Origin of the sequence: Nitriliruptor alkaliphilus DSM 45188 (assembly GCF_000969705.1) — a bacterium.
In the GTDB taxonomy this organism is placed as follows: domain Bacteria; phylum Actinomycetota; class Nitriliruptoria; order Nitriliruptorales; family Nitriliruptoraceae; genus Nitriliruptor; species Nitriliruptor alkaliphilus.
The window spans coordinates 4,624,734-4,638,691 of the sequence record NZ_KQ033901.1; the positions used below are offsets into that span (position 1 = coordinate 4,624,734).

Genomic DNA, 13,958 nt, shown 5'->3' on the forward strand with positions numbered 1-13,958 from the left:
TCAGGCACGCTGCACGCTTCCCGACACCGAGAGGTCCCACGTGGACGAGGTGCCCACCCCGAACGAGCTGCGCACGGCGGCCCGGGGCGCGACCATCATCGCCTACGGCACGGGCCTGGCCGGCATCGCCGTCGGCACGCTGCTGCTGCGCGACGACGAGTTGGCGCTCGCGGTCCTGATCTGGGTCGTGACCTTCGCCGTGGGCACCTGCCTCGTCGGTGTCGCCACCCTGATCCGGGCCCAGGCCGGGATCTCCGCCCGGCTCGCCAAGCTCGACGCCGACGTGGCGAGCCTGCGCCGCGACCGATCCCGCGACCTCTGACCGACCCGCACCGGAGGGGAGGCGGAGCGGATCAGCGCGGCCCCACCGCAGCGAGGCACGCCACCTCGCTGCGGTCGCGTGGGCTCAGACGCGGCCGAGCCGGTCGTCGAGGTAGCCCACCAAGCGGTCGATCGACACCCGGTCCTGGGCCATCGTGTCGCGATCGCGCACGGTGACGGCCCGGTCCTCGATGGTGTCGAAGTCGACCGTCACGCAGTACGGCGTGCCGATCTCGTCCTGGCGGCGGTAGCGACGGCCGATGGCCTGGGTCTCGTCGTAGTCGGCCATCCACTCGACCTTGACCGCGTCGAAGACCTCCTTGGCGACGGGCGTGAGCTCGTCCTTCTTGGACAGCGGCAGCACCGCGACCTTGTAGGGCGCGAGCCGCTTGTCGAGCTTCAGCACGGTCCGCGACTGCATCTCGCCCTTGGCGTCCGGCGCCTGCTCCACGCGGTAGGCGTCGAACAGGAAGGCCAGCGTGGCACGTGTCGCACCCGCCGCCGGCTCGATGACGTACGGGGTGTAGCGGCGATCGTTCGGCTGGTCGTAGTAGGTCAGGTCCTTGCCGGACGCCTCGCTGTGGGCCTTGAGGTCGAAGTCGGTGCGGTTGGCGAGGCCCTCGAGCTCGGACCACCCCATCGAGCTGTCTGGGAAGTAGTACTCGACGTCGACGGTGCGCTTGGCGTAGTGGGACAGCTCGTCCTCCTCGTGCTCGCGGATGCGAAGGTTCTCGCGCCGGATGCCGAGGTCGACGTACCAGTCCATGCGGGCGTCGATCCAGTACTGGTGCCACTCCTCGTCGGTGCCGGGCTCGACGAAGTACTCCATCTCCATCTGCTCGAACTCGCGTGTGCGGAACACGAAGTTGCCGGGCGTGATCTCGTTACGGAAGGACTTGCCCATCTGGGCGATGCCGAACGGCGGCTTCTTGCGCGTGGCCCGCTGCACCGTGGCGAAGTTGACGAACATGCCCTGCGCGGTCTCGGGACGGAGCCAGGCGATGTTGGTGTCCGACTCGATCGGACCGACGTTGGTCTTGAACATCAGGTTGAAGTTACGCGGATCGCCGAGCTGGTCCTTCCCGCAACTCGGACAGATGATGTCGCCCTCGGCGGTCTCGGAGCCGAGCTGGGCCTCGCGCAGGTGGTCCTCACGGAAGCGCTGGTGACAGCTGGCGCACTCGACCAGTGGGTCGGCGAAGTTGGCGAGGTGCCCCGATGCCTGCCACACCTCGGTCGGGCCGAGGATGGCCTGCTCCATGCCGACCACGTCGTCGCGCAGCTGGACCATCGTCCGCCACCACTGCCGCTTGACGTTCTCCTTGAGCTCGACCCCGAGCGGGCCGTAGTCCCACGTCGAGCGCACGCCGCCGTAGATCTCGGCGGTCGGGAAGATGATGCCGCGCTGCTTGCACAGCTCGACGATGGTGGCGAGCTCGACGGTGACGCTCGGTTCTGCAGCGGAGGGGGCAGCGACAGCGGTGTTCTGGTCGGACATCGGGTGGGAGCTCCTCGTGGGTGCACGTCGCTGGCGGCGACGGGCGGGAGGCACCGCTGGCTGCGGCGCGCGACCGGCGAGGCTACTGCCGCCAGCCGACCGGGTGGAGCCGGTGGCGACCGGGGATGCCGCGCAGGTTCGCCTTGCCACCGCGTGGTAGCGGGTGTCGCCGAGCTCGAGGTTCAGCTCGGTGGACCCCTCGACGTCGGAGAACACCAGCGTGATGGTCCCGTCGGGGGCCAGCGACGGCAGCAGCTGCGGACGGATCGCATCGACCCAGGAACTGATCGCCTGGACGGGGTCGAGCACGAGCGGCGGGAGGGTGGCGCCGAGGGCCAGCCCGCCGTCCCCGCGGCTCTCGGCCACGTGGACGGCGGCACGCCGCGCCGCTCGCGGCCGCGGATGCGAAACCCACCTCCAGCGCGGGCACCGACGACGGGCGATCGCGTGGCTAGCGTGCGGCCGACCACACGCAGGAGCCAGCAGGGTGGACGTGGATCGGTTCGCGCAGGACACGGCCGTCGAGGCCCTCGGCGAGGGTCGGTACCACGGCCGGATCGACCCGGGGTGGGCCGTCATCGACGGCGCCGCACCGAACGGTGGCTACCTGATGGCGCTGGCAGCACGGGCCATGCGCGATCCGGTCCCCCAGCACCCCGATCCGGTCACCCTCACCGCTCACTTCCTCGCACCTCCGGTGGTCGGCGACGTCGAGGTCGACGTCGAGGTGCTCCGCAGCGGCCGCCGACACTCCACCCTGGCGGCCACCGTGTCGCAGGCTGGCCGGCCGAAGGTGCGCCTGCTCGGGGCCTTCGGGGACCTGGCGAGCGCCGAGGGGCCGACGCGCGTCGACCGGCAGCCACCCGAGCTCCCGCCGCTCGACACCTGCATCGACTTCACCGCCGAGCACGAGCGACGCGCCGAGGCTGGCGGTTACCCCCCGCCACCGATCGCGATGCGCTTCGATCACCGGATGCCGTCGGCGGTCCTCGGTTGGACCCGGGGTGAACCGTCGGGCCGGGGCCACATCGGCGGATACCTGCGGTGGCGCGACGGCGCGCCGATGGACACGCTCGGTCTCCTCGTCGTGGCCGATTGCTACCCGCCCGCGGTCTTCGACGCGGGGCTCGGAGACGTCGCCTGGGTCCCGACGATCGAACTGACCGTCCAGGTGCGCAAGCGACCGGCACCCGGCTACCTGGCGGGCTGGTTCACGACCGAGGCCGTGACGGACGGCTACCTCGAGGAGGACGGCCAGGTCTGGGACGCCGACGGCGACCTCGTCGTGCTGTCCCGCCAGCTCGCCTTGGCAGCGCGGCCGCGCGCCTGATCGGCCAGCGGCAACGTGAACCAGAACGTGGACCCGTCGCCCGCGGTGGACCGGACGCCGACCTCACCGCCCATCGCGCGTACGTAGCGGGCCACCAGCGCGAGCCCGATGCCCGACCCTCGGATGGCGTTGGCCACCGATGACCGGGCCCGGAAGAACGGGTCGAAGACGTGGCTGGCCTCCCAGGGCGGCAGCCCGATCCCCTGGTCGGTCACCTCGACCAGGACCTCGCCGCCGTCCGTCCGTGCCGCCCGCAGCTCGATGCGCGACCCGGCTTCGGAGAACTTCACCGCGTTGGACACGAGGTTCACGACCGTGCGCCGCACGAGGGTCGGATCCGCTTCGACCACGCAGGACGGGACGTCGACGTCGATCATCCAGTCGCGGGTCAGGTGCTCGAGCTCGTCGACGACCTCGCCGACGAGCTGCGCGAGATCGACCGGCTCGAGCGACGGCTCGGGGCCACCGCCGCGTTCGATCGCCGCGAGCTCGAGCAGCTCGTCGACCAGTGTCGCCAGCTCACCGGCGTTGCGACCGACCCGCTCCAGCAGATCGTCGCGCCGGTCGGCATCGAGCTCCTCACCGCGAGCACGGAGCGTCGCGGTGAACCCGGCGATCGACGTGAGCGGGGTCCGCAGCTCGTGCGAGATCGAGGCCACGAAGTCCCGACGTGCGTCGAGCGTCTGCTGGAGCTCGGTCACGAGCTCACGCTCGAGCTCGAAGCGGCGCACGTGCCGCAGGGCGCTGCTGGCGAAGGCCGCGAACGCTCGGGCCAGGCGCTCCTCCTCGGAGGTCAGGTACGGATCGTCGAGCCACAGCGCGAGCAACCCGACCGCCTCACCGCCTTCGGGTGGCAGGGGCACGAGCAGGCGTCCGTCGACGACGCGAGGTTCGTCGCCACCGAGGCAGGCGGCGACACCGAGCACCACGACCTCGGCCAGGTCGTCCGGTCGTGGGCCGGCGAAGGCAGCGGGGTGGAGCTCGCCATCGGTCGTCGCCAGCAGGAGCACGCAGCAGCGGCCGTGGAGCAGGCGACGGGCCGCGGCGACCACCTCGTCGGCGAGGCGGTCCCGATCGGTCGTCGCGGTGACCAGCAGCGCCGCCCGCTGCAGCTCGTCGGCACGCCGCGCGAGGTCGTGGTGCTGCCACGCCCGCTCGACGATCTCGGGGAGCGCTTCGATGTAGCCGCGGTCCTTGGCCACGAAGTTGGCCGCGCCCGCCCGCATCGCCGCCACGGCGACCTCGATCGACCCCGCCGCCGTGACCATGATCACCGACGGCGCGTTCGGCCGCTGCCGGAGGGAGGCCAGGACGTCCAGCCCGTCGCGGTCGGGCAGCCGGTAGTCGAGGACCACCAGGTCCACGTCGTCGCTGCGGTCCAACGCGGCCTCGGCCGAGTCGACGTCGGTGACCTGCATCCCGGCAGCGCTGAGCCGCCGGGCCATCAGCGTGCGGTGATCGAGGCTGTCGTCGACCACCAGGACGCGGATACGTCCGCGGACCCCAGCATCGGCCTCGCCCGCCACCGCCGCGGCGGCCCTCACGTGGGCGGGTCGGGGATCAGCGCGGTGCTGGTCCAGAACTCGCTCAACGACCACAGCTTGTCGCGCAGCTCGGTGAAGGCGGGGCGCTTGACCAGGTAGGTGTTGCCACCGGCCTGGTAGCTGGCGTCCACGTCCTGCTGGCGTTCCGAGGAGGTCAGCACAGCGATGGGGATCGAGCGCAGTTCGGGGTCCTGCTTGACCACCTCCAGGACCTCGAGCCCGGCCACGCGGGGCATCTTCAGGTCGAGCAGCACCAGGTGCGGCCGCGCACGATCGTGGTACCGGCCACGCTTGTAGAGGTAGTCGAGCGCCTCGGCACCGTCGGGGACCGACTCGATGTCGAAGGTCACCCCGTCCACGCCGCGCAGGGCCCGGGTGATGAAGAAGACGTGGTCCTCGTTGTCCTCGGCGACCAGGACGCGAACGGTCCGTTTCACGCGGGTATCTCCTCGGTGGACGCGGCGTCGTGCGCGAGCACGGAGGCCGGTAGGTGGATACGGAACTCGGCGCCGTCGTCCGGGTCGCCGAGCCAGATGCGCCCGCCGAGGGACTCGACGACCTTGCGGCAGATGGCGAGGCCGATGCCCGTACCGGACGTGGCGTCCTGCACCTCGAGCCGCTCGAACACCCCGAAGACCCGTTCGCGGTACGCGACCGGGATCCCGGGGCCGTTGTCGCGGACGACGAGGACCACCCCAGCGTCGGTCGCCGTCTCGGCGGTCACCTCGACCTGGACCCGTTCCGGGCCGTGCTTGACGGCGTTCTCGAGGAGGTTCTGCAGCAGCTGGCGCATCCGGGTGCCGTTGACCCACAGGACGGGCAGGTGGCCGCACGTCACCGCCGCACCGGGGTTGGCCCCGCGGACCTCGGTCGCCACGTCCTCGACGAGCTCGGCGAGCACGACCCGTTCGGGTGTCATCATCGTGCGCCCGACCCGTGACAGCTCGAGCAGGTCCCCGATCAGCGACTCCATGTAGCGGCCGTTGGTGACGAGCCGGTCGAGGTACCACTGCGCCTCGCCGTCCAGGCGGTCGCGGTGCTCGTCGACGAGCAGATCGACGTAGCTCAGCATCGCGATCAGCGGGCTCTTGAGATCGTGCGAGGCGCTGTAGACGAACGACTCGAGCTCCGCGTTGGTCCGCTCGAGCTGCGTCCGCGCCTCGCGCTCGCTGACGAGCAGCGCCGTGCGGTGGAGGGCCAGGTCGATCAACAGGCCGATGCGGTCCAGCAGCTGCACCTCCTCCTCGCCGAAGAACGGGGTGAAGCGGTCGAGCCAGGTCAGGATCTCGCCGTGCGACAGCAGCGTGCTGGTGGCCTCCGGCGGACGCCCACCCGATCGTTCGAGCACGGCCACCTCGCCGGCCGTCAGACCTTCGACGCCGACCACCCGGCCCCGGTCGATGACGGCGACGGCGCGTGCGCCGACCAGCGCCCGCATGTGCGGGACCACCACCTCCCCGACCTCCTCGGGGCTGGTGGCGGCCATCAGCCCGACGGCCGCTGACTGCAGCGCCTGCTCCTCGCTGTGCCGCCAGACACGGCGCAGCCACCGTGGCGGGGCGAACCCGACGAGGAAGACCAACACGAGCACCACGGCGAGGGCCTGGATCGCCAGCGATCCGGCACCGCCGTCATCTCCGTCGACGACCGTCATGGCCAGGGCGATGCTGAGCAGGAAGACCCCGGTGCTGAGCAGCTGCAGCCTGCGGCGCGGCAAGGTCGGCTGCTGTCTGCCCGCTCGCCAGAAGCGTACGGCGACGGCCGGCAGGACCAGCAGCCACGAGCCGGCGATGGCCAGCGCGTACACCGTGAAGGGCAGGCTCGGGGAGGCCGCGTCGGCGTTGCCCACCACGTCGACCGCCGGGGTGGCCACGATCAGCGCCAGCACGCCGAGCCCGACGGCCCGCTGCACCGAGCGCGGGACGGGCTCGAAGCTGTCGAGGAAGCGGATCAGCAGGTAGGGGAACGAGACCAGCACCGCGATCAGGAGGTCGACCATGAGCACCGAGGCGAGGCTGTCCGGTTCCTCGAAGACCCGGCCCGTCAGGACCACGAAGCCGAGGCTCGCGAACGTGGCGGCGAGCCACCGGCTCTGGTCGTCGCGGCGCCGGCGCCACAGTGCGATGGCCCACGCCGCGACGACGACGAAGCCGATGGTCTGGAGCCACCGGAGCGCCTCGACCAGCATCTCCACGGCTCGTTGCCCCTCGCCCACGCGTCGACGTCCGGTGGACCCATCCCCAGGGTGAACCGGCTGCCGCGAGTGTCGATGCGAACACGCACCGTCACAATGGCTCGCTCGGATGGTGCCGCTCGCCCGTGCGGGCTAGTCCCGCGGCCGTCGGAGCTCCGGCCCGCCTCGGCGCACCTCGATAGGCTCGGCGGTTCCCCGCGACCGCTCCCGGTCGTCCCTCACCGTGGCTGTCGAGAGGCACCGCCCATGAGCGCCACCTCGTCCCGCACGCTGGTTCTGCCCGGCGACGCCCCCGATCTGCGCGAGGTCACCTCCTCCGAGTCGGCGCTCCGCCGGTTCCTGCACGGTCTGCCCGGCGTGGACGAGGTCGGGGTCGAGGGACGGGTCGCCCAGCTCGGGACGCGGTCGCTGAAGCGCGAGGCCAAGACGTGGGCGATCGACCTGGCCATCCGCGCCGTCGACCTGACCACCCTCGAGGGTGCCGACACCCCCGGCAAGGTCCGCTCGCTGGCCGGCAAGGCCCGCCAGCCCGACCCGAGCGACCCGGACTGCCCCTCGGTCGCGGCGGTGTGCGTCTACCCCGACATGGTGGCCACCGCGGTCGACGCCTTGACCGGCACCGACATCCACGTGGCCGCGGTCGCCACCGCGTTCCCCTCCGGACGCTCGAGCCTCGCGATCAAGCAGCAGGACACCCGGGATGCCATCGAGGCTGGCGCCGATGAGATCGACATGGTCATCGACCGGGGGGCCTTCCTGGCCGGTGATTACGGCCGGGTCTTCGAGGAGATCGTCGCCATCAAGGCCGTGTGCGACGAGGTCGGCGGCTCGCTCGACCGCGACGTCCACCTGAAGGTCATCCTCGAGACCGGCGAGCTGCAGACCTACGACAACGTGCGGCGGGCCTCCTGGCTCGCGCTGGCAGCCGGTGGCGACGTCATCAAGACCTCCACCGGAAAGGTGTCCCCGGCGTCGACGCTGCCGGTCACGGCCGTCATGCTGCAGGCTGTGCGTGACTGGCACGCGCTGACCGGCGAGCACCGTGGGGTCAAGTCCGCCGGCGGCATCCGGACCGCGAAGGACGCGATCAAGTACCTGGTGCTGGTGCACGAGATCGCCGGTGCCGCGTGGCTGCACCCCGACCGCTTCCGCTTCGGCGCCTCGTCGCTCCTCAACGACCTGCTCATGCAGCGGGCCAAGCAGCGCACGGGCCACTACTGGAGCCCCGACCGCGTCACGCTCGACTAAGCCCGCTCGACGAGGACTGAAGCCGATGACCGCAGTGCAGACCAGCGAGGTCCCCGACCTCACCACCCCAACGTGGGACTACGCGCCGGCGCCCGAGGCACGGGACCTGGCCACGATCCGCTCGAGCTACGGGCTGTTCATCGGCGGCGAGTTCGTCGACCCGGCCGACGGTGGCAGCTTCGCGACCATCTCGCCGTCCACCGAGGAGCACCTCGCCGAGGTGGCGCTCGGCACCGCGACCGACGTCGATCGGGCCGTGAAGGCGGCCCGCAAGGCGTTCCGTACCTGGTCGAAGCTGCCCGGTGCCGAGCGCGGCAAGTACCTCTACCGCCTCGCACGGCTGCTGCAGGAGCGCGCCCGCGAGTTCGCCGTCCTCGAGTCGATCGACAACGGCAAGCCGATCCGCGAGTCGCGGGACGTCGACGTCCCGACCGCCGCAGCACACCTGTTCCACCACGCCGGGTGGGCCGACAAGCTCGACTGGGCCGGTCTCGGCCCGGCGCCGCGTCCCCTCGGCGTGGCCGGACAGGTCATCCCGTGGAACTTCCCGCTGCTGATGCTCGCCTGGAAGGTCGCGCCGGCGCTGGCCTGCGGGAACACGGTGGTCCTCAAGCCCGCCGAGACCACGCCGCTGACCGCCCTGCTGTTCGCCGAGCTGTGCCAGCAGGCCGACCTGCCGCCCGGCGTGATCAACATCGTCACCGGTGCCGGTGAGACGGGTGCGGCCGTCGTCGGCCACGACGATGTCGACAAGGTCGCCTTCACCGGCTCGACGGAGGTCGGCAAGGCCATCCAGCGTGCGCTCGCCGGGACGGGCAAGCGCCTCACCCTCGAGCTCGGCGGCAAGGCTGCCAACATCGTGTTCGACGACGCGCCCATCGACCAGGCCGTCGAGGGCATCGTCGCGGGGATCTTCTTCAACCAGGGCCACGTGTGCTGCGCCGGCTCGCGCCTGCTCGTGCAGGAGTCGGTCCACGACCTCGTCGTCGACAAGCTGCAGCAGCGGCTCGAGACCCTGCGCCTCGGCGATCCGCTCGACAAGAACACCGACATCGGTGCCATCAACTCGGCCGAGCAACTCGAGCGCATCACCACGCTGGTCGAGGCCGGCGAGGCCGAGGGTGGCACGCGCTGGGAGTCGCCCTGCGAGCTGCCGAGCTCGGGGTTCTGGTTCAAGCCCACCGTCTTCACCGGGATCGGGCAGAGCTCCCGCGTCGCTCAGGAGGAGATCTTCGGTCCGGTCCTGAGCGTCCTGACGTTCCGCACCCCCGACGAGGCGGTCGCGAAGGCGAACAACACCCCGTACGGGCTGTCGGCCGGCGTGTGGACCGAGAAGGGATCGCGGATCCTGTGGATGGCTGACCGGCTGCGTGCCGGTGTCGTCTGGGCCAACACCTTCAACCGCTTCGATCCGACCTCCCCCTTCGGTGGGTACAAGGAGTCCGGCTTCGGTCGGGAGGGTGGCCGCCACGGCCTCGCCTCCTACCTCGCGCCGACCGAGGAGATGCTCTGATGGCGGGCACACGGCTCGACGTGCGCAAGACCTACAAGCTCTACGTCGGGGGCAAGTTCCCCCGCTCGGAGTCCGGCCGCTCGTACGAGGTCGTCGACGAGAAGGGTGACTTCCTCGCCAACGCCTCGCGGGCGTCCCGCAAGGACGTCCGCGAGGCGGTGGTCGCGGCCCGTTCGGCCCAGCCGGGATGGGCGGGCGCGACGGCCTACAACCGCTCGCAGGTGCTCTACCGCGTCGCCGAGATCCTCGAGGGGCGCCACGCCCAGTTCGTGGACGAGGTCGCCGCCGTGGAGCAGCTCACCCGGCGGAAGGCCGAGCAGCAGGTCGACGCCGCCATCGACCGGTGGGTGTGGTACGCCGGTTGGGCCGACAAGTACGCCCAGGTCGACGGCGCGGCGAACCCGGTCGCCGGCCCGTACTTCAACCTCTCCTCCCCCGAGCCGACCGGGGTCGTCGCGGCCCTCGCGCCGCAGGGCTCCTCGCTGCTCGGCCTGGTCGCGGTCGTCGCACCGATCGTGGTCTCGGGCAACACGGTGGTGGTCGTCGCCAGCGAGCAGCGGCCGCTGCCGGCGGTGTCGCTCGGCGAGGTCCTGGCGACCTCCGACGTCCCCGGTGGTGTGGTGAACATCCTGACCGGATACACCGCGGAGCTCGCGCCGATCCTGGCCGGCCACCTCGACGTGAACGCGATCGACCTCACGGGCCTGGCCGGCAGCGACACCACCGACCTCGAACGACTGGCCGCCGAGAACGTCAAGCGGGTGGTCCGCCCCCCGGCGGACGAGCCGGACTGGACCGCGGTGCCCGCGGCAGGGCCGCGGCGGATCCTGGCGTTCTGCGAGACCAAGACCGTCTGGCACCCGAAGGGACGCTGAGAACACCACGTCGGTACGCGCGAGCGCCGACCACCGGTGGGCGAGGTCAGGATGGGGTGACCTCGGCGGGTCGACGTCCCTCGCGCGGGCGCTCCGAGCGTCCGCCGAGCGTCCTCCAGTCGACGTGCACGGTGCCGATCCGCCAACGACGCTCACCGGCGAACACGTCACCACCCGAGGTTGCCTGGGCCGGCACGGGCTGCTCGGGCCGTGAGGTGACCATCAGCACGACCGCGATCAGGACGATGCCACCGCCGAGCAGCGTGCGGCTCGTGACCAGCTCGCCGGCGAAGGCCCAGCCGAGACCGACGGCGACCACCGGGTTGACGTACCCGTGGCTGCCGACCAGCACCGTGGCGACGTTGTTCAGCAGCCAGCGGTAGGCCGTGAACGCCACGATCGAGCCGGCGGTGATCAGGTAGGCCAGGGCCACCACGGACACGCGGTCGATCGCCGCCACGTCGAGGCGGGCCGGCTCGCCGAGGAGCAGCCCCACGAGGAGGAACCCGACACCGGCGCCCAGCATCTCCATGGCCGACGCGACCAGCGGCGCGGTGTGGACGTCGGCGGTCCGGCTGCGCAGCGACCCGACGGCCCACGACAGGGCGCCGAGGAGGACCACGAGCATCGGCACGAGCTGGCCGCCGCTCGGGTCGACCAGCGTGCCGACGCCGACGAGGCCGACGGCGAGGCCGACCCAGGACCGCGCCCGGAGACGGTCGCCGAAGCGGACGCGCGCCACCACGGCGAGCCAGAGCGGCACCGTCGAGCACAGCAGGGCGGCCATACCCGAGCCGAGGTGGACCTGGCCCGCCGTGACCAGGCCCGTGCCGCCCACCAGCAGGGTCGCCCCGGTGACGAAGGCGTGGCGCCACTGCCGCCAGGTCGGCGGGCGGTGGGTGACCCGACGGCGGGCCCGCCAGGTCGCGATGGCGTACAGGATGCTGCCGGCGAGCAGGAAGCGCACCGCCAGCATCAGGAACGGCGGGATGCTGGTGACCGCCACACCGTTGGCCAGGAAGGTCGAGCCCCAGATGAGGTAGACGATCGCGAGCGCGATGACGACGCGGACGCGGTGCGGGATGGCACGCAGACGCTCGGTGAGGGTCGGGGCGGGTGGGGGCAGCGTGCGGGACGTGGAGGTGGTGGCGTGATCGGTCACGGTGAGGCTCGGGAGGGACACGGGGCGCCGGGAGGCGCGCACGGGGCCGCCGACGGTCGGTCCGCCGGCGAGGAGGATCCCGCCGGCCGGACGGATCCGGTCAGGCGGTGGCGGTGGCGTCCGCGGCTGGTGCGACGGACGCCGGGCGTCGTCGGAGTCGTCGGGTCACGATCACGTGCGTCACGTCACACCTCCTTCCTCGAGCACTTCCTCGAGTATCTGTTACAGTACAGTTATGCTCCCTGAGCCAGCACAGTATCCCATCACGGGTTCGACGGCGGCCGCCATCGTCCGATCGGTGGAACGCGGCGTCACCTCGGGCGCGCTGCGCCCGGGTGAGGCGGTTCCCTCCGTGAGGGCTTTGGCCCGCACGCTCGCGGTCTCACCGACCACGGTCGCCGGCGCCTACCGCGACCTGCGCCAACGGGGGGTCCTGGTCAGCCACGACCGCTCCCGGACCGTCGTCGGCCACCGACCACCTCTGTCGGGCCGGTTGTTCCCCGACGTCCCGCCCGGAGCGCTCGACCTCGCCAGCGGCAACCCCGACCGGCAGCTGCTCCCCGATCTGGCCGGCGCGCTCGGGCGGCTCACCCTCGACCCGCCCCTGTACGGGGTCGAGCCCGCGCACGGGCCGCTGCTCGATCGCGCCGCCGCAGCGCTGGGCGAGGACGGGGTCGCCACCGATCACCTCGCCGTCGTCGGCGGTGCCCACGACGGGATCGAGCGCGTGCTGGAGGTCCACCTCCGGGTCGGCGACCGCGTCGGGGTCGAGGATCCCGGCTACATCGGGTCGCTCGACCTGGTCCGCGCGATGGGGCTCACCCCGGTGCCCGTCGCGGTCGACGACGACGGCATCACACCGGCGGGGCTGGCCGCAGCCCTCGACCAGGGCATCCAGGCCCTGCTCGTGGTCCCCCGGGCCCAGAACCCGACGGGTGCCGCGACCTCGGCGCCACGCCGCGCGGAGCTCGGCGCGCTGCTCGCCGACCACCCTGAGGTACTGGTCATCGAGGACGACCACGCCGCCGCCGTCGCGGGCCCCGGGCTGCACCCACTGAGCGACCCGTCCCGGGAACGGTGGGCGATGGTCCGCTCGGTGGCCAAGGGCCTCGGACCGGACCTACGGCTCGCCGTCCTGGCGGGCGACGAGGACACCGTGGCCCGCGTCCTCGGGCGCCAGCGCCTCGGGACCGGGTGGGTCAGCCAGCTCCTGCAGCGGCTCGCGGTCACGGTGTGGGAGGCCGCGATCGAGGACGGCACCCTGGAACGTGCCGCCGCGACCTACGCGGCCCGCCGGGCGGCGTTGCTCGACGCGCTCACCGAACGCGAGCTCACCGCGCACGGTGCCAGCGGTCTCAACGTCTGGGTCCCGGTCCCCGAGGAGGTCCCCGTCGTGCAGGGCATGGCCGCCCGCGGCTGGGCCGTCCAGGCCGGCGAACCGTTCCGGATCGACGCGCCACCGGCGATCCGCATCACCGTCGCCGGGCTGCCGGTCGAGCAGGCGCCGGCCGTCGCGGCCGATCTCGCCGACGTGCTCGACCACCGCCTGGGGACCCGGCGGGGGTAGCCACCACTACCCTGTGGCCGATGGAACCCCGCGCGCACGACCCGACCTCCCCCGCCCCCGCGGTGCGGAGCCGCATCGTGCTGCTCGCGGGGCCCTCCGGGTCGGGCAAGTCGTCGCTGGCCGAACGCGCCGGGCTCCCGACCGTCTGCCTCGACGACTTCTACCGGGACGGCGACGACCCCGGGCTCCCCCTCGCCCACATCCCCGGCGAGGAAGGGCACGGGCTGGTCGACTGGGACGATCCGGCCTCGTGGGACGCGGAGCGCGCCCTCGCCGCGCTGGTCGAGTTCGCCACCACCGGCGCCGCCGAGCTGCCCGTCTACGACATCCCCTCGAGCCGCGCGATCGGCACCCACCGCCTCGACGTCGGGGACGCCCCGCTGGTGGTCGCCGAGGGCATCTTCGCCGCGGAGCTCATCGCGGCCTGCAGGGACGCGGGCATCCTCGCCGACGCGCTGTGCCTGACGCTGCGTCCGTCGGTGACCTTCTGGCGCCGTCTGGTGCGCGACCTGCGCGAGTCGCGCAAGCCGCCGCTCACCCTGCTGCGCCGGGGCTGGGCCCTGCTGCGTGCCGAGCCGGCCGTGGTCGCGCGCCAGGTCGCCCTCGGTGCGTCCCCGGTCGGTCCGGAGGATGCCGCGCTTCGTCTGTCCCGTCGCCTCGCCGAGCTGACAGCGGCCGGTGACGCCGACCAGCTCGCCGCCTGACC

12 protein-coding genes are annotated in these 13,958 nt (G+C 72.2%); 7 read left to right on the forward strand and 5 right to left on the reverse strand.

Annotated features, from left to right (window positions below):
• Nucleotides 1-40 precede the first annotated feature (40 nt).
• A complete protein-coding gene (locus tag NITAL_RS21345) occupies nt 41-322 on the forward strand; it encodes a hypothetical protein (protein ID WP_052668350.1) in 282 nt (93 codons plus the stop codon).
• 84 nt (nt 323-406) lie between these two features.
• Here NITAL_RS21345 and NITAL_RS21350 read toward each other — a convergent pair whose 3' ends face one another.
• Nucleotides 407-1,819 (reverse strand): glycine--tRNA ligase, encoded by a 1,413-nt coding sequence (locus NITAL_RS21350; protein WP_052669911.1) that lies wholly within the window; start codon nt 1,817-1,819, stop codon nt 407-409.
• Nucleotides 1,820-2,306: 487 nt separating this feature from the next.
• Between NITAL_RS21350 and NITAL_RS21355 the strand changes: the two genes are divergently transcribed.
• The gene (locus NITAL_RS21355; RefSeq protein ID WP_052668351.1) at nt 2,307-3,149 is read left to right on the forward strand and encodes a thioesterase family protein; all 843 of its coding nucleotides are present in this window, start codon (nt 2,307-2,309) and stop codon (nt 3,147-3,149) included.
• Here NITAL_RS21355 and NITAL_RS21360 read toward each other — a convergent pair.
• The 3 genes from NITAL_RS21360 to NITAL_RS21370 are packed head-to-tail and all read right to left on the reverse strand — an operon-like array spanning nt 3,056 to nt 6,908.
• Nucleotides 3,056-4,693 (reverse strand): ATP-binding response regulator, encoded by a 1,638-nt coding sequence (locus NITAL_RS21360; protein WP_052668352.1) that lies wholly within the window; start codon nt 4,691-4,693, stop codon nt 3,056-3,058. The two genes, NITAL_RS21355 and NITAL_RS21360, sit on opposite strands and share 94 nt — an antisense overlap.
• Nucleotides 4,690-5,130, reverse strand: a complete 441-nt coding sequence (locus NITAL_RS28235) for a response regulator (RefSeq protein ID WP_052668353.1) — start codon at nt 5,128-5,130, stop codon at nt 4,690-4,692. The genes NITAL_RS21360 and NITAL_RS28235 overlap by 4 nt, the downstream gene beginning before the upstream one ends.
• Nucleotides 5,127-6,908, reverse strand: a complete 1,782-nt coding sequence (locus NITAL_RS21370) for a sensor histidine kinase (protein ID WP_169786923.1) — start codon at nt 6,906-6,908, stop codon at nt 5,127-5,129. Before NITAL_RS21370 ends, NITAL_RS28235 begins: the two co-directional genes overlap by 4 nt.
• Nucleotides 6,909-7,133: 225 nt before the next feature.
• Here NITAL_RS21370 and deoC point away from each other — a divergent pair, with 225 nt between their 5' ends.
• Genes deoC through NITAL_RS21385 form a run of 3 tightly spaced genes read left to right on the forward strand, consistent with a single transcriptional unit; the run spans nt 7,134 to nt 10,523 of the window.
• Entirely contained in the window at nt 7,134-8,135 is a 1,002-nt protein-coding gene (gene deoC / locus NITAL_RS21375) for a deoxyribose-phosphate aldolase (protein ID WP_052668355.1), read from the forward strand.
• A 25-nt stretch (nt 8,136-8,160) separates the two neighbouring features.
• Nucleotides 8,161-9,648 carry an aldehyde dehydrogenase family protein gene (locus tag NITAL_RS21380; protein ID WP_052668356.1) on the forward strand — a complete coding sequence of 496 codons (1,488 nt, stop codon included), beginning with the start codon at nt 8,161-8,163 and terminating at the stop codon, nt 9,646-9,648.
• The gene (locus NITAL_RS21385; RefSeq protein WP_052668357.1) at nt 9,648-10,523 is read left to right on the forward strand and encodes an aldehyde dehydrogenase family protein; all 876 of its coding nucleotides are present in this window, start codon (nt 9,648-9,650) and stop codon (nt 10,521-10,523) included. The genes NITAL_RS21380 and NITAL_RS21385 overlap by 1 nt, the downstream gene beginning before the upstream one ends.
• Nucleotides 10,524-10,569: 46 nt before the next feature.
• Here NITAL_RS21385 and NITAL_RS21390 read toward each other — a convergent pair whose 3' ends face one another.
• Nucleotides 10,570-11,685 carry an EamA family transporter gene (locus NITAL_RS21390; protein ID WP_052668358.1) on the reverse strand — a complete coding sequence of 372 codons (1,116 nt, stop codon included), beginning with the start codon at nt 11,683-11,685 and terminating at the stop codon, nt 10,570-10,572.
• Nucleotides 11,686-11,920: 235 nt separating this feature from the next.
• Here NITAL_RS21390 and NITAL_RS21395 point away from each other — a divergent pair, with 235 nt between their 5' ends.
• The gene (locus NITAL_RS21395; protein ID WP_052668359.1) at nt 11,921-13,252 is read left to right on the forward strand and encodes an aminotransferase class I/II-fold pyridoxal phosphate-dependent enzyme; all 1,332 of its coding nucleotides are present in this window, start codon (nt 11,921-11,923) and stop codon (nt 13,250-13,252) included.
• Between the two features lie 20 nt (nt 13,253-13,272).
• Nucleotides 13,273-13,956 (forward strand): uridine kinase family protein, encoded by a 684-nt coding sequence (locus NITAL_RS21400; RefSeq protein ID WP_052668360.1) that lies wholly within the window; start codon nt 13,273-13,275, stop codon nt 13,954-13,956.
• The last annotated feature ends 2 nt before the right edge of the window (nt 13,957-13,958 follow it).

Bases quoted from the DNA above. Each gene is read 5' to 3' on its own strand.
- deoC (WP_052668355.1), top strand. From the start codon at position 7,134: ATGAGCGCCACCTCGTCCCGCACGCTGGTTCTGCCCGGCGACGCCCCC.
- NITAL_RS21350 (WP_052669911.1), bottom strand. From the start codon at position 1,819: ATGTCCGACCAGAACACCGCTGTCGCTGCCCCCTCCGCTGCAGAACCG.
- NITAL_RS21400 (WP_052668360.1), top strand. From the start codon at position 13,273: ATGGAACCCCGCGCGCACGACCCGACCTCCCCCGCCCCCGCGGTGCGG.
- NITAL_RS21385 (WP_052668357.1), top strand. From the start codon at position 9,648: ATGGCGGGCACACGGCTCGACGTGCGCAAGACCTACAAGCTCTACGTC.
- NITAL_RS21380 (WP_052668356.1), top strand. From the start codon at position 8,161: ATGACCGCAGTGCAGACCAGCGAGGTCCCCGACCTCACCACCCCAACG.
- NITAL_RS21395 (WP_052668359.1), top strand. From the start codon at position 11,921: ATGCTCCCTGAGCCAGCACAGTATCCCATCACGGGTTCGACGGCGGCC.